At 66.0% G+C, this 18,643-nt stretch carries 12 protein-coding genes; 3 read left to right on the top strand and 9 right to left on the bottom strand.

Annotation, left to right across the window (positions count from 1 at the left end):
* Positions 1 to 467: 467 nt before the first annotated feature.
* Genes KK137_RS11480 through KK137_RS11465 form a run of 4 tightly spaced genes read right to left on the bottom strand, consistent with a single transcriptional unit; the run spans position 468 to position 7,754 of the window.
* The gene (locus tag KK137_RS11480; protein WP_214536556.1) at positions 468 to 1,631 is read right to left on the bottom strand and encodes an endo-1,4-beta-xylanase; all 1,164 of its coding nucleotides are present in this window, start codon (positions 1,629 to 1,631) and stop codon (positions 468 to 470) included.
* Positions 1,628 to 2,950, bottom strand: a complete 1,323-nt coding sequence (locus KK137_RS11475; protein WP_214536555.1) for an MFS transporter — start codon at positions 2,948 to 2,950, stop codon at positions 1,628 to 1,630. Before KK137_RS11475 ends, KK137_RS11480 begins: the two co-directional genes overlap by 4 nt.
* The gene (locus KK137_RS11470) at positions 2,947 to 5,340 is read right to left on the bottom strand and encodes a glycoside hydrolase family 3 N-terminal domain-containing protein (protein ID WP_420829325.1); all 2,394 of its coding nucleotides are present in this window, start codon (positions 5,338 to 5,340) and stop codon (positions 2,947 to 2,949) included. Before KK137_RS11470 ends, KK137_RS11475 begins: the two co-directional genes overlap by 4 nt.
* Positions 5,337 to 7,754, bottom strand: coding sequence for a glycoside hydrolase family 3 N-terminal domain-containing protein (locus KK137_RS11465; protein ID WP_214536554.1), 2,418 nt, complete (start codon positions 7,752 to 7,754; stop codon positions 5,337 to 5,339). Before KK137_RS11465 ends, KK137_RS11470 begins: the two co-directional genes overlap by 4 nt.
* A gap of 129 nt (positions 7,755 to 7,883) precedes the next feature.
* Between KK137_RS11465 and KK137_RS11460 the strand changes: the two genes are divergently transcribed.
* The 3 genes from KK137_RS11460 to KK137_RS11450 all read left to right on the top strand — a co-directional run bounded on the left by KK137_RS11460 (position 7,884) and on the right by KK137_RS11450 (position 12,903).
* Positions 7,884 to 9,959 carry an alpha-glucuronidase gene (locus tag KK137_RS11460; protein WP_214537487.1) on the top strand — a complete coding sequence of 692 codons (2,076 nt, stop codon included), beginning with the start codon at positions 7,884 to 7,886 and terminating at the stop codon, positions 9,957 to 9,959.
* 66 nt (positions 9,960 to 10,025) lie between these two features.
* Positions 10,026 to 11,132, top strand: a complete 1,107-nt coding sequence (locus KK137_RS11455) for a LacI family DNA-binding transcriptional regulator (protein WP_214536553.1) — start codon at positions 10,026 to 10,028, stop codon at positions 11,130 to 11,132.
* Positions 11,125 to 12,903, top strand: coding sequence for an IlvD/Edd family dehydratase (locus tag KK137_RS11450; RefSeq protein ID WP_214536552.1), 1,779 nt, complete (start codon positions 11,125 to 11,127; stop codon positions 12,901 to 12,903). Before KK137_RS11455 ends, KK137_RS11450 begins: the two co-directional genes overlap by 8 nt.
* A gap of 2 nt (positions 12,904 to 12,905) precedes the next feature.
* On the opposite strand, the gene KK137_RS11445 is transcribed toward KK137_RS11450, so the two are convergent.
* From KK137_RS11445 to xylB, 5 genes are read right to left on the bottom strand one after another with little or no spacing between them, the layout of a single operon-like run.
* The gene (locus tag KK137_RS11445) at positions 12,906 to 13,748 is read right to left on the bottom strand and encodes an aldose 1-epimerase (RefSeq protein WP_214536551.1); all 843 of its coding nucleotides are present in this window, start codon (positions 13,746 to 13,748) and stop codon (positions 12,906 to 12,908) included.
* Positions 13,745 to 15,094, bottom strand: a complete 1,350-nt coding sequence (locus KK137_RS11440; protein WP_214536550.1) for a glycoside hydrolase 5 family protein — start codon at positions 15,092 to 15,094, stop codon at positions 13,745 to 13,747. The genes KK137_RS11445 and KK137_RS11440 overlap by 4 nt, the downstream gene beginning before the upstream one ends.
* Positions 15,091 to 16,983, bottom strand: coding sequence for a sialate O-acetylesterase (locus KK137_RS11435; RefSeq protein ID WP_338028054.1), 1,893 nt, complete (start codon positions 16,981 to 16,983; stop codon positions 15,091 to 15,093). The genes KK137_RS11440 and KK137_RS11435 overlap by 4 nt, the downstream gene beginning before the upstream one ends.
* Positions 16,980 to 17,864, bottom strand: coding sequence for an SMP-30/gluconolactonase/LRE family protein (locus KK137_RS11430; RefSeq protein WP_214536549.1), 885 nt, complete (start codon positions 17,862 to 17,864; stop codon positions 16,980 to 16,982). Before KK137_RS11430 ends, KK137_RS11435 begins: the two co-directional genes overlap by 4 nt.
* Entirely contained in the window at positions 17,855 to 18,640 is a 786-nt protein-coding gene (xylB, locus tag KK137_RS11425) for a D-xylose 1-dehydrogenase (protein WP_338028053.1), read from the bottom strand. Before xylB ends, KK137_RS11430 begins: the two co-directional genes overlap by 10 nt.
* Positions 18,641 to 18,643 lie beyond the last annotated feature (3 nt).

Genomic DNA, 18,643 nt, shown 5'->3' with positions numbered 1-18,643 from the left:
GCGCTTCGCTTCTCTCTCCCGCGCAAGGCCGGCGCCCTTCCGACATCGTCAGAGGGTGTCCGCAGGATACGGGGATGACAACCGCTGGCGGGACCTGCGAGCCCTAACCGCCAGCGCCTCGGGTCCGACAGGGCCGAGTAGCGAGTTTTGCCGCAGCCCTCGCCGCCGTTCGCACTCCATGCTCGCGCAAGGCAATCCTGTGACGCCCAGGACGCGCCGGCCTTTGCCCGTCCGCGACTTTGGTCTTCCCGGCGTTAGGCCCGCATTCGCCCGCGGGTGAACAGCTGCGTCCTCCCCTCCCGCAAGCGGGAGGGGGATACCCTCCAAATCCTCCCCCAGCTCGCTCGGGGAAGGGGACCGCCGACGCAGTCGGGGGTGGAGGGGCTCTCGCGCTGTTCCGCTTGCCCCTCCGTCACGCGCCTTCGGTGCGCGCCGCCTCCCCGAGACGAGCTCGGGGAGGATTGGGCTCAGACTGACGCTGCCGTCAGCGTCTGGGCAATGGAATCCCGCAAGGGTTTCGCCTGGTATTTCGAGTCATAAGGGCAACAGCGCACCTCAAGCCCGTCATCGCGCGGTGCGAAGCCCTGCAGCCAGCTGTACTTGTCGACCATGCCCCAGGCGAGGATGTCACCCAGTTGCTCGTAATCGAGCATCACTTCGAAATAGCGCCTGGCGAACTCGGCGACCTTGGCATCGCGCACCGGGATCGCCGCGGGCAGCGCCTTGTCCTTGACGTCGAACTCGGTGATCAGGAGTTTGTAGCCCATCGCCACCGCCTCATCGAGGAACTGGCGCCACTGGCGCTCGCGATAAGGGCCAACCTGGGTCGCGGAATCGATCGAGAAGTTTTCGATGTGAGACTGGATGCCCAGCGTGTCGACCGGCACGTTGCGCTTGCGGAAGCCTTCGAGCAGGCGGAGCACGTCGGCACAATGCTTGGCGTGCGTGGGTTCCCAGCTCATGTAGTCGTTGTAGACCAGTTCCGCGTCGGGCAGTTGTTCGCGCGCGGTGTGGAAGGCCAGGTCAAGCACCCCCTCGGCCCCGCCCATCGCCCGCGACAGGCTGGTCTGCATCAACCCGTTGGTGTCATGGTCGATCGCTTCGTTGACCACGTCATAGCTGCTGATGACTCCGCGGTAGCGATCGGTCACCGTGCGGATGTGCGTGGTCAGCAAGTGCTCAGCCTCCTGCACCGGATTGGCGCCGAAGTCGTAATCGTTGAGCCACTTGGGAAACCACTGGGGCCGGTGCCAGAGCAGCGTATGGCCGCGGATGGCGAGGCCGTTCGCCTGGGTCCAGCGGACGATGTCGTCCATCCTCGCGAAGTCGAACTTGGTCGGCCCGGGACGGGTTCGTTGCCACTTCAACTCGTTCTCGGGTACGACGATCCCGCACTCGGCCTTGACGATGCGAGTGTAGTCCGGGTTCTGGATCGAACCCCCGATCGGCCCCTTGCTCCAGGCAATGGCGCTGCCGAACCGGCGGCCCTTGCGCTGGGCGAGCGCGTTGAGGCCCGCCCCCCCATCGGCCGGTGCGGCTGAGGCAGCAAGGGCGGCAGGCGCTACCTGGGCGGCCACGGGCAGGGCGGCCATTCCAGCCAGGACATTGCGACGCGATGCTTGAAAATTCATGCCACGGCCTCCCGCAAGGGTGCCGGTTCCATCCGCGGGACCAGCAGCTGGATAATCCCGAAGGCGATCATGTAGGCGAGGCCGGCATAGATCACGATCGGCAGGTAGCTTCCCGTCAGCTCCAGTGTCCACCCGGTCGCCTGCGCGATCAGGATACCGCCCAGCGCACCCGCTGCTCCGCCCATGCCCGCGATCGTCGCCACCGCTCGCCGCGGATAGAGGTCGGTGATCATTGCGAAGATGTTAGAGGAGAACGCCTGGTGCGCTGCCGTGCCGAGGCCGATAATGAGCACCGCCGTCAGCGGATTGGCGGCGCCGACCACGCCGACCATCGGCAGCGCGAGCAACGCCGCGCCGAACAGAGTCGTCTTGCGCGCCCGGTTCACGCTCCAGCCGCGCTGGATCAGGTGCGAGGAGATCCAGCCCCCGGCGATCGAGCCCACATCGGCCAGCAGGTACACGCCGATCAGCGCCGGGCCGATCGTGGCCAGAATGCCGGTGTCACCCTTGGGGAACAGCTCCATCCCCTGGGTCTTGGCGAAGAAGTCCGGCAGCCAGAACAGGAACAGGTACCAGACCGGATCGGTGAAGAACTTCCCGCAGATGAAATACCAGGCCTGACGCTGGCGGATGGCGTCGCGCCAAGTAAGCGGCTCGCCGGCAGGGTCTTCGCCATCCTGTTCGATATAGGCCCGTTCCGCGACCGAGAGCTTGGGATGCTCGTGCGGTTGGCGGAACAGCCACAGCCACAAAGCCAGGACGATGAAGCCCAGCAAGCCTGTCACCAGGAAGGCGGCACGCCAACCGTAAAGGCCGGCGACCAGGATGCCGACGATCGGGGTCATCAGCACGCCAACGTTGGCACCGGCGTTGAGGATGCCGACGCCGAGCGCCCGCTCGCGTCGAGGAAACCACTCGGCGACCGACTTGACCGCACCAGGGTAAGCTGCGCTTTCCGCCACGCCCAGGGCCACACGGACGAGGATGAATTGCAGGACCGTCCGAGCCACCGAATGGAAGATGGCGGCAAGGCTCCATAACGTAATGGCGATGGCCATGCCCTTGCGAGTGCCCACCCGGTCGAGCCAGCGCCCGACGACCAGCAAGCCGATGCCGTAGCTGGCCTGGAAGGCGGTGACGATGTTGCCGTAATCGACCTCGCTCCAGCCCATGTCGTCCTCGATGATCGGCTTGAGCACACCGAGAACCTGGCGGTCCACGTAGTTGATGGTGATGACGAGAAAGAGGAGCAGACAAATCGACCAGCGATACCGGCCGCCGGACTTGATGATGGTGCCTGGGGCTGCCGCGACGGTCATGCGAGCGTGAACTCCGCCTGCTTCAGGTTGGCCGAGCTATTGCCGACCGAGACGGTGACCGGCCCCGGTTCGACCACCTCCTGCATTTCGCGGTTCCAGATCGAGAGGTGCCGCGGTTCGAGCGTGAAGCGCAGGGTGCGCCGTTCACCGGGAGCCAGCGTCACCCGCTCGAAGCCTTTGAGCGCGATGATCGGGGTGGTGACCGAGCGGTAGGGCAGGCCGACATAGAGCTGCACGACCTCGTCACCCGCCCGGTTGCCGGTGTTGGTCACGTCGACGGAGACCTCTACCGGCTGCCCGGCAGCGACGCGGGCCGTGGGAACCCGCGGCTCGGAGATTTCGAAACTCGTGTACGACAGACCGTGCCCAAACGGGAACAGCGCGCTGGCGTCGTCGAACAGGTAGCCGCGCCGGGAACTTGGCTTGCGGTCGTTGAAATAGGGCACCTGCCCCGAATTGCGCACGACGGTGACGGGCAGCTTGGCGCCCGGGTTGAGCTTGCCAAGCAGCGCCTCGGCCATGGCGACGCCGCCTTCCTGGCCCGGATACCAGCATTCGAGCACCGCGCCGGCCTTGGCGACGACATTGGGCCAGCTGGGCGGGCGGCCGTTTATCGCGCAGACGATCAGCGGCTTGCCGAGAGCGGCGAGCGCATCGACCAGCTCGTTCTGTTCGCCCACGATGTCGATATCGGTCCGGTCGCCGAGGTGGTTCTTGGCGAAGCCTTCGCGGCTGGTCTGCTCGGTATCGCCGATCGCGAGGACAATGGTGTCGGCGGTGCGGGCGAGGGCAACCGCCTCGTCGATCAGACGCAGGTTCTGCTCGCGGTCGGCCAGCTCGATGAGGTCGGCGGAGCGATCCTCGCTCTTAGTGATGAACACGCCCTGCGCGGTCACGAAATCGGCACCGGGCGCGATTTGCTTGAGACCTTCGATCAGGCTGGTGGTCTGCTTGGGGATGCTCGAGTAGCCACCCAGGCGGGCGATGGCGTGGTTAGGACCGATTACGGCCACACGGCCCATCTTCGCCGGGTCGAGCGGCAGGGCGGCGTCTCGGTTGGTCAACAGACACAGCGACTTGCGGGCGGCCTCGAGCGCCAGCGCGCGGGCTTCTGCGTTGCCGGTGATCGTGCGCGTGACGTTCCAGTCGCCGTAGGGGTTTTCGAACAGCCCGGCGCGGAACTTGAAAGTCAGCATCCTAGCGCAGGCGCGGTCGATCAGCTCGACCGGAACCGTCCCCGCCTCGACCTGAGCGGCGAGGGTGCGGAAGGCCTGGCCTTCGGGGAGTTCGCTGTCGACTCCGGCCAGCAGCGCCATATGCGCGGCCTCTGCCTCGTCCCTGGCAACGTGGTGCAGGGTGGCGAGTTCGTGTACGCCGCCGTAATCGCTGGCGATGATGCCGTCGAAGCCCCATTCGCCCCGCAGCACTTCGCCCAGCAGCCAGGTGTTGGCGTGGCTCGGCACACCATCGATCTCGTTGTAGCTGGGCATGACCGCACCGATTGAGGTGCGGCGGACGACTTCGCGGAACGGCGGGAAGAAGAACTCGCGCAATTCGCGCTCGCCCAGTTGCGCCGGAGCGACGTTGTTGCCGGACTCGGGCTGGCCGTGGCCGGTCATGTGCTTGAGCGTGGCGAATACCTTGCCCGGGCCCAGCCGCTCGAACTTGCCGGGGCCCTGCAAGCCTTCGACCGCGGCGACGCCCAGTTCGGCGACCAGATAGGGATCTTCGCCGAAGGTCTCCTCGATCCGGCCCCAGCGCGGGTCGCGCACGATGTCGACAACGGGCGAGAGGACGTAAGGCACGCCGCGCGCACGGACTTCGCGGGCGATGACCGACTGCACCCGGCGCATGAGGTCCGCATCGAACGCGCCGGCGAGGGCGATGGCCTGCGGGAACATGGTCGCCTCCGTAGCCATGTAGCCGTGGAGCGATTCCTCGTGCAGCAGGATCGGAATGCCGAGGCGGGTGTCTTCCAGCGCCCATTTCTGCAGGGCGTTGATGAACTCGACCGTTTCCTTCGGAGTGCGCCAGCGAGCCGCGGTACCGCCCGCCGCGCCGGTGATGCCCGGAACGCCGCGCTTGTCTGAGGGCCGGGTGACATGGCCAATGCTGTCTGGAAAGGCCGCGCTCGCCTTAGCCGGGACGAAGGTGAGGCCGTCGATCATGTCACCTTTGCCGGCCCAGGCGGCGCGAATCTGGGCGATCTTTTCGGGCAACGTCATGCGGGCCATGAGATCCGCCACGCGGGCCGGGATCGGCGCCGCGGCATCCTTGTACAACGGGCCCGCCTGAGCGAAGGCGAGCGGCGCCTGGCACACGGCTAGCGCGGCCAGGCTGCCTCCACCGAGGAGCTTGAGCGCACCACGGCGATTAAGCGGGCTGCTCAAGGCGTAACCGTCAGCTTGACGCTTTTCACGTCCTGCGAGTTCGCACCGGTCATGATGGTGAACTCGCCGGGCTCGACCACGCGCTTCATCTCGCGGTTCCACAGCGCGAAGGAATCCGAGCGGATCGGAATCTCGACCTGCTTCGTCTCGCCCGGCTGGAGCGTCACGCGCTCGAACCCGACCAGTTCCTTGACCGGACGGGTGACCGTGCTGACCTCGTCACGCAGATAGACCTGCACCACCTCGTCACCCGCGCGGTTACCGGTGTTGGTGACGGCGACGCGAACCGTCACGCCGTCTCCGGGCCTGATGGTGGAGGCGGAAAGTGTCGGGTCGGCGAGGTTGAAGGTGGTGTACGAGAGGCCGAACCCGAACGGGTAGAGCGGGGTCACTTCGCTGAACAAGTAACCGCGCCGGGCGCTGGGCTTGTAGTTGTAGAAGATCGGAAGCTGGCCCACTTCGCGCGCCACAGTCACCGGCAGCTTGCCACCGGGATTGGTTACCCCGAACAGCGCGTCGGCAATGGCATTGCCTTGCTGTTCGCCGGCATACCAGGTTTCGAGAATCGCATCGGCCTCGGCAGCGACTTTCGGATAGCTGGGCGGGCGGCCGTTGGTAAGCACCGCGACGATCGGCTTGCCGAGGGCCTTGAGCGCATCGAACAATTCCTGCTGCTGGCCGACGAGATCGAGGCTCGAGCGGTCGCCGAGATGCGAATTGGCCCACCCTTCGCGGCTGGTCTGCTCAGTATCGCCGATGAACAGCAGAATGGTGTCGGCCCCGCGAGCGGCTTCGACGGCCTGGGCGATGCGCTGGCGGTTTTGCTCCGGATCGCCAAGCTTGACCTCGTCCGCCCACCAGTCGTCGTTCTCGGTAAGGACAATGCCTTGCGAGTGTACAACGTTGGCGCGGTTGCCGACCAGCGCCTGGATGCCGGCAAGCGGCGAGACGCTGGCGCGTGGCTCTCCGTAATAGCCGCCGAGACGGGCGACGTCGGCATTGGGACCGATCACCGCGATCGTCGGCTTGGCGCTACCGGCGGCGGGCAAGGCGAGCGGCAGGACGCCATCGTTCTTGAGCAGGACCAGCGAACGGTCAGCCGCGCGGCGAGCGAGCGCCACGCCCGCAGGACCGTTGGACCGGCGGGCCTCGGCCCGATCGGGCCACGGGTTCTCGAACAGACCGGCGTTGAACTTCATCGTCAGGAAGCGCGAGACGGCGCGGTCGATCGCGGCCATCGGCACTTCGCCCGATTGCACCGCCGCGGTCAGGTTCCGGAACCCGCCGCCTTCGGGCAAGTCCACGTCGACCCCGGCGTTGAGCGCCATGATCGCCGCTGTCTTATAGTCGGGCGCGATGTGGTGCAGGCGCGACAGGTCCTCGATCGCGTAATAGTCGGAGACGACCGCGCCCGGATAGCCCCACTCGCCGCGCAGAACGCCGTTGAGCAGCCAGGGGTTGGCATGGCTCGGCACGCCGTCGATCTCGTTATAGCTCGCCATGACCGCGTCGATGCCGGTGCGGGTCACGACTTGCTGGAACGGCGGGAAGAACATCTCCCGCAAGGTGCGCTCGCTGATCGGAGCCGGGCCCACGTTGGTGCCGCTTTCGGGCTGGCCGTGGCCGGTCATGTGCTTGAGCGTGCCGAACACCTTGCCCGGACCGATGGTGCGCTGCGTGCCGACGCCTTGCAAACCCTCGACCGAGGCGACGCCGAGTTCTCCGACCAGGAATGGGTCCTCGCCGAAGGTTTCCTCGATGCGGCCCCAGCGAGGGTCGCGCGCGACGTCCACTACAGGAGAGAGCACATTGTGCACGCCGCGCGCGCGGACTTCGCTGGCGATCAGGCTGTTCACCTCGCGCAGCAGGTCCGGATCCCAGGAAGAGGCGAGGCCGATGGCCTGCGGGAAAGCCGTCGCGTCGCGTGCCGCGAAGCCGTGCAGCGATTCTTCATGGAACAGGATCGGGATGCCGAGCCGGGTTTGCTCCATCGCCCACTTCTGCGCGGCGATCACGTAGTCGACGCTGCTGTCGATGTCGCGGCGGCGCTCCACACGGGGGCTCACCGGACCCTTGGTGTCGGACGGTCGGGCGATCTGGCCAAGTCCGTTCGGGTAAACCTGGGAAGCTTTCGCCGCCGAGAAGGTGTTGTCGTCGTTCTGGATCTGCTGCTTGCTGTCCCAGACCGAAATGATCTGCGCGACCTTCTCTTCCAGCGTCATGCGGGCGAGAAGGTCGGCCACGCGCTGCTCGACCGGGAGCGAGGCATTCCAATAGGGCGCATCGGCCATCGGGCGCTTGATGCGCGTCGGGACCGTCTGTTGCTGGGCATAAGCCGGCGCGGTCGCCAGGCTGGAAACCGCCAAAAATCCGGCACTTGCCGCAAGCAGCGCGGCCTTAATTCGGTGAGCCATGGGCTCCTCTCCTCCCTGTCGCGCTTGACTGCGCGGCTAATTTTGATAGCGCTACCATGAGGATCGGGAGAGGCGCTGTCAATCGTGGTTTCCAACACCCTGAATCGCAGGCTCAATCGCTGCGCGACCTTGATCGCGTTGCTTTTTGCGCTGACGCTGGGTGGGACCGCGCGGGCTGAAGACGGTTATGCGCTGTGGCTGCGCCATGCCCCGCTCGAGGATGCGCCTTGGCTCGATCGCGGCCCGCCTTCGATCTATGCGCGAAATGGCGACGACCCTACAATCAAGGTGGCGACGGCCGAACTGGAACGGGGATTGCTGAAACTCGGCGGGAAACGGGACCCCTGGGGCGTCGGGACCATGCCTCGGTCCCTTCCGAATACGCCCGCCAGTTTTGAACTGGACTGCAGGGGCGACGGCAAGCCGAACGACGGGCGCTTCAGAGTCGCGGCGGATCGCTCGAACAAGACCGTGAAGATCAGCGGCCCTGGTTCGATCAGCTGCCTCTACGGCGTCTACGCCCTGCTGCGCGAGCTCTCGCAAGGGGAGGACCCGCTTGCCGTCAATCTCGACGAAAAGCCTGCCATGCCGCTGCGCATGCTCAACCACTGGGACAATCCTGACGGTTACGTCGAACGTGGCTATTCCGGCCGTTCGATCTTCGACTGGTGGCGACTGCCCGACCATCTCGACCAGCGGCTCCTCGACTACGCCAGCGCCAATGCCTCGATCGGCATCAACGGCACGGTGGTGAACAATGTCAACGCCAGTCCGCTCTTCCTGACCGACCGCTACATCCCCAAGCTCAAGCGCGTCGCCGATGCGCTGCGGCCTTACGGCATCCGGCTCTACATCTCAGCTCGCTTCTCCGCCCCGCACGAGATCGGTGGTTTGCCGACGGCGGATCCGCTCGACCCGCGAGTGGAGGCCTGGTGGAAGGAGCGGGCAGACGAGATCTACGCCGCGATCCCCGACTTCGGCGGGTTCCTGGTCAAGGCCAACTCCGAAGGCCAGCCGGGGCCGCAAGACTATGGCCGCACCCACGCCGACGGGGCCAACATGATGGCTCGCGCGATCGGAGACCGGGGTACGGTGATCTGGCGCGCCTTCGTCTATTCCGAAGTGGACCCGACCGACCGCGCCAAGCAAGCCTATGCGGAGTTCGTGCCGCTCGACGGCAAGTTTGCCGGGAACGTGATCGTGCAGGTCAAGAACGGCGCGATCGACTTCCAGCCGCGCGAACCATTCCATCCGCTGTTCGGGGCCATGCCCAAGACCCGGCTGATGCTCGAAACGCAACTGACCAAGGAATACCTCGGCTTTGCCACTCACCTCGTGTTCCTCGCACCGATGTGGGAGGAGGTACTGCGGGCTGACACGGGGCGCGGCGGGACGGTGGCGGACGTGATCGCGCCGGTCGGCATGGCGGGCGTCGCCAACACCGGCTCCGACCGTAACTGGAGCGGGTCGCACTTCGACCAGGCGAACTGGTACGCCTTCGGCCGGCTGGCGTGGGATCCCGGATTGTCGAGCGAGGCCATTGCGCGCGAATGGGCGGCGCAGACCTTCAGCCGCGAACAGCCGTTCCTGGACGCCGTGGTGCCGCTGATGCTCGGCAGCCGGCAAGCGGCGGTCGATTACATGACGCCCCTGGGGCTCACTCACCAGATGGCGACCGGGCATCATTACGGCCCCGGACCGTGGGTGGCCGACCTGGCCCGTCCCGAATGGAATCCGATGTACTACAGCCGCGCCGACAAGGAGGGCATCGGCTTCGATCGCACGGCCAGCGGCAGCAACGCACTGTCGCAGTACGCGCCCGCAGTCGCCGCACAGTGGGACGAGCCCGGGAAGACCAGTCCGGACTACTTGCTCTGGTTTCATCACGTGACCTGGGACTTCGCCATGCCTTCGGGCAAGCCGTTGTGGAACGAGCTGGTGGGCCGCTATGACGCCGGCGTGGCCCGCGTCGATGCGATGGCGCAGACCTGGGCCTCGCTCGAACCTTACGTCGACGCGCAGCGCTTCACCGACGTCGCTGAAAACCTGCGGATTCAGCAGCAGGAAGCCCGGTGGTGGCGTGATGCTTCGATCGCCTACTGGCAGTCGATCAACGGTCTCGGCCTGCCCGCGGGCACCCGCCCTCCGGAGCATTCGCTCGACTATTACCGCTCGCTGACCTTCCCGGAGGCACCGGGTAACTGATGCGGCAAACCGTTCTCCCGGGGCAAAAAGCTTGCCGTGGCCGAGATGCTGCGGAAAGAGGCACACATGGCTGACACTGGCATACCTCCTCGCAGGATCAATCGGCGGCAATCTGGCCAGCCCACCATCAATGACGTCGCGCGACTGGCGAACTGTTCTCCCATGACGGTCAGCCGCGTGACCAACAACGAACCGAGCGTTCGCGAAGAGACACGGCAGGCCGTGCTCGATGCGATCGAGCAACTCAACTACAAGCCCAACCGGGCGGCACGCAGCCTTGCTGGTGCGGCGCAGAACCGCATCGCCCTGCTCTACTCCAACCCCTCGGCATCGTACCTGAGCGAGCTCCTGATGGGCAGCCTCGACCAGGCAAGCCGCAGCGATGTGCACCTCGTCGTCGAACAGTGCGAATTCGACAAGGACGAGGAGAAGGTGGTTCGCCGCCTCGTCGAAAGCGGGATCGACGGATTCCTGCTGCCATCGCCATTGTGTGACGAGACCGCGCTGCTCGACATGCTGGCCAAGCAAGGCACGCGCGCGATCCAGGTCGGCCCAGGCCGACCGCATGCCGATCATTCGGCGGTGCTGATCGACGAATACCAGGCGGCCTACGACATGACGGCCCACATCATCGGCCTCGGCCACAAGCGCGTCGGCTTCGTCATCGGCAACCCGCACCAGACAGCGAGTGGCCAGCGGCTTTCGGGATTCCTCGATGCGATGAAGGCCTCGGGTCTCGAGGTGACCGACGGCCTGGTCATGCAAGGGCTCTTCACTTACCGTTCGGGTTATGACGCCGCCGTGCGGTTGCTCGACCAGCCCGACCCGCCGACAGCGATCTTCGCTTCGAACGACGACATGGCCGCGGCCGTCGTGGCCGTGGCCCATCGTCGTCATCTCGACGTTCCGGTCGACCTCTCGGTCTGCGGCTTCGACGATACCGCGATTGCCAGCACCATCTGGCCCGAGCTGACCACGATCCGCCAGCCGATCGCCGAAATGGCGCGCCGTGCGGTCGATCTGCTCGCCAGCGAACTGCGCGGCAACCGTTCCGGCAAGGCCGCGAAGCCAAGCCACATCACCCTGGATTACACACTGGTACGTCGGCAATCGGACGCCGCTCCCGGCCTCGTGCGCCGTGCCATGAAACGAGGACCAACATCTGATGGCTGAAAAGCCGGCCAAGCTCCGTTCGCGTGACTGGTTCGACAACCTCGAACGCATGGACATGACCGCGCTCTATCTGGAGCGGTTCATGAACTATGGCATCACTCCGGAGGAGCTGCGCTCGGGCAAACCCATCATCGGCATTGCCCAGTCGGGCAGCGATCTTTCGCCATGCAACCGCATCCACCTCGAACTGGCCAAGCGCACGCGCGATGGCATTCGCGACGCGGGCGGCATCCCGATTGAGTTTCCGGTCCATCCGATCTTCGAGAACTGCCGCCGGCCAACCGCGGCACTCGACCGCAACCTGCTCTACCTCGGCCTCGTCGAACTGCTTAACGGCTATCCGATCGACGGCGTCGTACTCACCACCGGCTGCGACAAGACCACGCCGAGCCAGATCATGGCCGCGAGCACGGTGGACATTCCGGCGATCGTGCTGTCGGGCGGACCGATGCTCGACGGCTGGCACGAAGGCGAGCTGGTCGGCTCCGGCACGGTGATCTGGCGCTCACGTCGCCTGCTGGCGGCGGGTGAAATCAACGAGGACGAATTTCTTGCGCGCGCTTGTGATAGCGCTCCCTCGGCCGGTCACTGCAACTCGATGGGCACCGCCAGCACGATGAATGCGGTTGCCGAAGCGCTCGGCCTTTCGCTTACCGGATGCGCGGCAATCCCGGCGCCTTATCGCGAGCGGGGCCAGTACGCCTATCGCACCGGACGGCGAATCGTGGAGATGGTGCACGAGGATCTGCGCCCCTCGCGCATCCTTGACCGCGAGGCGTTCCTCAACGCCATAGCTACGGTCAGCGTCATAGGCGGCTCTTCCAACGCCCAGCCGCACATCATGGCGATGGCTCGCCACGCTGGCGTCGACCTCGAACTCGATGTCTGGCAGCACCATGGCTACGACTTGCCGCTGCTGGTGAACATGCAACCGGCGGGCAAATATCTCGGTGAACGCTTTCACCGCGCCGGTGGCGTGCCGGCGGCGATGTGGGAACTGCTCCAGGCTGGAAAGCTCCACGGCGACTGCCTGACCTGCACCGGCAAGAGCCTGGCGGAAAACCTGGCCGGTCACGAAAGCACCGACCGTGAGATGATCCTGAGATTCGATGAACCGCTGCAGGAGAGCGCGGGGTTCATGACCCTGCGCGGCAACCTGTTCGACTTCGGCATCCTCAAGACCTCGGTGATTTCCGAGGAGTTCCGCCAGCGCTATCTCAACCGTCCGGGGCAGGAGAACGTGTTCGAATCGCGGGCCATCGTGTTCGACGGGTCGGACGACTACCATCACCGGATCAACGACCCCTCGCTGGCGATCGACGAGAACTGCATTCTCGTCATCCGCGGCTCGGGCGTCATCGGCTGGCCCGGTTCGGCAGAAGTGGTCAACATGCAGCCGCCGGATGCGCTGATCCGTCGCGGCATCGAATGGCTGCCCACGCTCGGCGACGGGCGCCAGTCGGGCACATCGGACAGTCCCTCGATCCTCAATGTCTCGCCCGAGAGCGCGGTGGGTGGCGGCCTTTCCTGGCTGCGCACAGGGGACACGATCCGCGTCGACCTGAACGCCCGCACGTGCGACGCGCTGGTGGACGAGGCCGAAATCGCGCGGCGGCGGGCGGAAGACCCGATCCCGCCGGTGCCGGATTCGCAGACCCCGTGGGAAGAACTCTACCGCGAAAAGACCGGCCAGCTCGGCGAGGGTGGGGTGATGAACTTCGCGCTCAAGTACCGCGGAACCTCACGCAAGCTGCCGCGGCATAATCACTGACGCTAGCTAGCCGAAATCCACAAGGTCATCGCTGCGGCGCATCCCGGGGGTAATACGATCATCTCGTCCGGGGCCTGGTTGAGGGCGTCGGGGGTGTGGCTCACGGGCTCGAGGCACAGCGCGCTGCCGTCGGCCGGGGCGTAGAGATGCAGGTGCGGTGCGCCATCGGCGGTTAGCCGGATCGTGCCGAGATCGTCGCTGATCTCGGCCGCTCCTTGCCAGTATGCGAAGCAATGATCGACTGTCTCGGTCGGCAGTAGATCGCCGCCGGCGAACTCGCCGAAATGACTGGGAAGCGCCGTGACTCCCGTCGGCAGCGTCTCGCTACTGACCAGCAACACATGATCGGACGCGAACCGGATCGAAGCTTCCGACCCGCGCCTGAAATAGGGATGGAGGCCAAGCCCTGCCGGCATCGGCCCGTCCGAACGGTTGATCAGGACCAGGGTTATGGCGCAACCCCGGGGGCCAAGGCGAATGCGTTGTTGGGCTCGGTAGGCCCAGGGCCAGGCGCCTTTGCCATCGTAGTCGTCGACCAGGACGCACTTGGTTTCCACCTGGCTCTCGACGCTCCAGGGGCGCTGCCAGCTCAGGCCATGAAGACTGTGCCGCTCCGGCAGGAAGTTCGGGGGCAGTTGGACTTCTTCACCGGCCCATTCGAAGCGCCCGCTGGCGATGCGATTGCAATAGGGCACCAGGGGGAAGCAGGCCGCTTGCAGCGGGTCCAATGTGCCCTCCGGCATAGGGCTGAGGACGTCTACCCCGCGATAGCGCAAGGCGGCCATCGATCCCCCGGCCTGGGGACGCACCTCCGCTTCCCAATCTCCGGCCGCCAGTGAAATCATCGGGCAGGACAAGGGGCTGAGAGACCGAGGCAACGCTGCGCGGCGTGGTCGCGAACCAGGGCCAGCGTGCTCTCGTCAGTGTTGAACACGCCGTACCAGCCTTGCGGTTCGTGCGGCGGATCGCCCATGTAGGCGCGGTCTCCGTCGCGAAAGCGATAGTCGGGATGAGTGGCGCGTGCCTCCCCGTTCCAGGCCCAGAAGTTGCTCCCCATGATCGGCCCACCCTTAGTCCACGAGGCACGGACCGCGCCATAGATCATCGCGTAGTAACGGTCGCGGAATGTGGTCGGCGTACCGGGCGAGTAGACCTCGCCGTCGCGGGGAAATCCGAACTCCTCGAACTGCAGCGGCTTGCCAAGCTCGAGCGCCAGGCGTGCGTGCGTAGCCAGGTAGTCGCTGACTTTCGCGCTACCGGCGTCCCAGGTCCCGGGGAGGTCCTTGCCATTCACCCAGCCCCAGTTGAGCGGCCAGATGTGGGCAGTGAGGTAGTCGATGGCCTGGTGCGCCCGGCGGACGATATCCTCGCTGCCGTTGGCGCCTTGGGTGCCCTCGTGTCCGAGCGAGACCAGATGGTTGCGGTCGAGCGAGCGGATCAGTGCGGCGGTGTCGTCGATCCACTGGAAGTAGGACTCGCGCCGCTGGGCAATCACGGCGTCGCTCCCCCCAGGGCGCGGCTCGTTTGCAAGCTGCCAACACATCACCGCCGGGTCATCGATGTAGCGCAAACCGGTCACCGAGTTGGTGCGGGTGACCACGGTGCGCACATAGTCGTGGTAAAGCCGCACCGCCTCGGCGTTGCCGTAAAAGGCACTGGTCGCGTCGGGAAAGGCCGGCCACGGGTGGGCCGGATCGTTCATGTCGGTGTACTGCCCGGTCACCCGATAGAGCCAGGTCGCGATCCCGCCCGACCACTCCCAGAAGTTGCCCAGGCACACCACCGCGGTCATCCCCCGACGGGCGATTTCGGCCATGGCGTAATCGAGGCCCGCGAGCAGCTCGCGGTTGAGCGAGCCATCGGGGCGCGAGAACCCGGGCTTGATCGAATGGCGCAGCGGCCCTTCCTCGGCGGCGGCCATGATCCGCAGGTTGTTGATGCCCAGCGCCTGTAGCCGGTCCAGCTCGCGTCCGAGGCGCGCGCGGTCACCATAGGCGGCGTCGGCGCCAAGCCAGGCGGCGTACCACATGTTGGCGCCGGTGATGCGGTAAGGCTCGGAACCCAGCAGGAGGCGGGTTCCGTCGCGGCGGATGAAGCGGTTACCCTCAGCGGCGAAGGCGGAACCGCCCGGTGCCAGCAAGGCAAGGCTCCCGGCGATCCCCGCGAGGGTGGTCCGCCGGTCGGTCTTCATCGCTCGACCGGAAGCTCGAAGCCGGGCAGCGGCGCTGGCCGGGCGTCGTAGAGATTGACGACAGGACTATCTGCCCAGGCGTAGCGGACTCGCGTCACCGGTTGCCCGTCCCCGCGCAGGACGATCGCATCGCCCGCTATCGCGGCGCTGGCGTAGCGGCAGCTTTCCTGCGTCGGGCCGCACAGCTCGAACGCCAGTGGAGGGCCGCTCCAGCTCTGGAGGCCGCCTTCCAGCCCCGTGAAGCTCACCCGCACATCCGTTCCCTCCAGGACGGCCCGTTGCGGGCCCGGCAGCGCCTTGCCCTGCGCCTCGAGCGCCAGACGCTTGCCGAGCTCCACCTTGTTGCCCGGATGGATATCGGTCCGATCGCCAAGGTCGATCGCGGTGACAAGCGCCGCGTTCTTGTCGGCGAGGACGGCTTGTCGCTCGTCTTCGCGCAGGCTGGCCCAGCCGCTGTCGACCGGGGCGCTTGCCGTGGGGCCGTAGTTGGCGAGTTGGACCACCAGCACGCGGGTATCCGCCCCGAACTGCCGCCGCCAACCGGCGAACAGCTCGCGCAGCCGGTCCCGATAGCCGGCGATGCCGACGTCGCTTTCGCCCTGATACCAGGTGGCCCCGGTCATGGCGTAGTGGCCGATCGGCGCGATCATCCGATTGTGCATCACGCCGATCCCGGCGTTCGCGTCCCATGGCGATCGAGGAGGCATGTCGGTGTGCCCCGCGATCGAGAACTGCCAGCCTTCTCCGAGCGGGATCCGCTCGCCGCCGGTGACCGTGAAACTCAACCGGTCGGCCGCGCTGGTGAAGCCGCCCGCCGCCCAGCTGTTGGAAGCGATCACGAGGATCTCGTTCGCACCCGCCTTCAGATAGCCCGGCGGGATGCGGTATTCGCGTTCGGCGCCCCAGCCGTGGGTGATTCCGACGGGTTTGCCGTTAACCCAGGTAGCGTCGAGATCGTCGATGATGCCAATGTTGAGCACACCGCCGGCCTTGGCCTGCTCGGCGGTCAGAGTGACGGTCTGGCGCAGCAGCACATTGCCCAGGCCGTCCTTAGCCAGGCGCGTGCCGGACCAGTTGCCCCAGGGGCTGATCGAAGGCACCGGTTGCCACTGGACGACTGAGGGATCTTTCCATGGTTCTTGCCCGGTGCGTTCTCGCCACCAGGCTTCCCACTTGGGGGCGAACTCGGTGACGGCCGCGAGCGGGTCCTTACCGAAGGTGTCGAGCAGCGCCATCTGGTCGGCGCCGTAGAGCACCTTGCCAGCCTCGGGCGTTAGCCAAGCGCGGATCTGCGAGCCGCCCCAGCTCGAATGGACCGCGCCCATCGGGATATCGAGCGCCGCGCGAAGATCGCGCAGCATGTAATAGCAGGCGGCCGAGAAGGCACCGGTGGTTTGAGGGCTGGCCGCTTGCCAGCTCACCTCTCCGCCAAATTCTCGGACCGGCTTGGCCGAGGTCTCCTGCGGCACGGTCAGCATGCGCAGCAGCGGGTCTGCGGAGACCTGGATGTTGTTGTAGCCGTTTAGCCCGGCGCTGACGGTAAAGGCCATGTTCGACTGACCCGAACAGAGCCAGACATCGCCCACGAGGATGTCGTTGATCGTCGCGGTGCCGCTGCTGTCGGTCACGCTCAGCGTTTGTGGCATGGCATTGGCCGGGCGAGCCGGGAGGGTCAGCGCGAAGCTGCCATCCGCGGCCGCGGTGGCGCTGGCGCTGTCCATGCCAAGCGTGGCGCTGACCCGTTCACCGGGTTGGGCTGTGCCTTCGACCACCACCGGCCTGTCACGCTGGATGACCGCGTGATCCTGCCAGATCGGAAGGAGTTGCGGAGCGGCCTGCGCGGCGGTCGGGAGGACCACCCCGGCGATCAGCAGCGCCGCCCGCCTCACGCCAGTTTCACCCTCGTGGTCGTGACGCCCGCGACCGGTGAGTCAAAGCTCAGCAGATGCCCTGCCTTGGGAAACGCCTTGAGCGAAGTCTCGTCCATGTTCTTGAGCGCGGTGGTCACGAACGCGGTCTTCAGGTCCTTGCCGCCGAGTGCCATCTTGGTGATATCGCGCGCGGGAAAAGTCTGGGTGGCGACCAGCTTCCCGTCGGGCGAGAAGCGCGCCACTTTCGCGCCCATGTAGAGACCGGTCCAGACGTGATCTTCGGCGTCGACGATCGGACCGTCGGGATAGGCGTCCGGGAACAGCGCACCGGTATCGGCGAACAACCGCGCCTCGCCGACGCCGTCCTTCGTCAGGTTCGCGACCAGGATTTTCTGGCCGACCGTGTCGGTGAAGTAGATCCGGTCACCCGAACCGCTGACCGTCGGGCCGTTGGTGATGCTGATCCCGCTCGGACCCGCAGGGCGGATCTCGCCGCGGTCGAACACGTAGAAGCGCCCGCTCTTGGCTTCTTCCGCATCGTCCATCGAACCAAACCACACGCGGCCCCAGGGGTCGGTGCAGGCATCGTTGAGGCGGTTGCCGCCCGGTTCGCCGGGAACGTCCGACAGCTTGGCAAAGACCTGCGTGGTCGGATCGAAGGTATAAAGCCCGTCTTTCAGGCCGCAGAGCAGCAGGCCGCCCTCTGCCGGCAGCGCCCAGCCGATCTGGTTTGGCGCTTCGGAAATCGAGTTGCTGCCGTTCGCCGGATCGAAGTGCCACAGCCGGTGGCGCTTGATGTCGACGAACCAGAGCACGCCGCGTTCGACATCCCACAGAGCCCCTTCGCCGAGCTTGCTCTCGGCGTCGAGGAGGCTGCGAACCTCGGCGGCTATCTCCATCCGGCATCCACCCAATAGTTGTGAGCCGTGCAGTACCGCGCATCGTCAGAGGCGAGGAACATGGCCATGGCCGCGATGTCCGACGGTTGGATGCGTCCGTCAAGACATTGTGCGGCAACGATTTCCGCTTCGCCTTCGGGGGTGTACCATTTCATCTGCCGCGGGGTCTGGACGTTGCCAGGGACGATGGTGTTCACGCGGATGTTGTCGCGACCGAGTTCGCGGGCGAGGCTGCGGGTCAGGCCCTCGATCGCGGCCTTGGCCACCTGGTAGACCGTCAGGTCCTCCAGCCCCAGGTGCCAGGAGATCGAGCCGAGGTTCACGATCGAACCGCCGCCGGCTGCCTTCATCGCGGGCACCACGGCCTTGGCGGCGAAGAACTGGTGCTTGAGGTTCACCGCCATCCGCTCGTCCCAGTACTCGGGCGTAATGTCTTCGATGCTGTGGCGGTCGTCGTTCGCAGCGTTGTTGATCAGCACGTCACAGCCGCCGAGGCGGCCGACCAGCTTGGCGATCTTGGCGCCGTAATCGACGATGTCGCGGATGTCGCAATTGACGAAGATCGGCGGGATCGGCGCGTCTGCAAAGCGCTTCACCACCGCGTCGCTCGCATCTTCCATCACGTCGACAAAGGCCACGGCCGCGCCCTGACTGACGAAGCCTTCGACAATGCCTTCGCCAATGCCAGAAGCGCCGCCGCTGACGATTACCTTCTTGCCGGCAAGGCTGGGAAAGACCGCCGCCTTGGTTGCCGGATTCAGAGTTACCTCCCCCACGCC

It is taken from the genome of Croceibacterium selenioxidans, from assembly GCF_018599195.1.
GTDB lineage: Bacteria > Pseudomonadota > Alphaproteobacteria > Sphingomonadales > Sphingomonadaceae > Croceibacterium_A > Croceibacterium_A selenioxidans.
The sequence above is the reverse complement of the archived record's forward strand: the minus strand, read 5'-3'. Positions and strand labels throughout refer to the sequence as shown.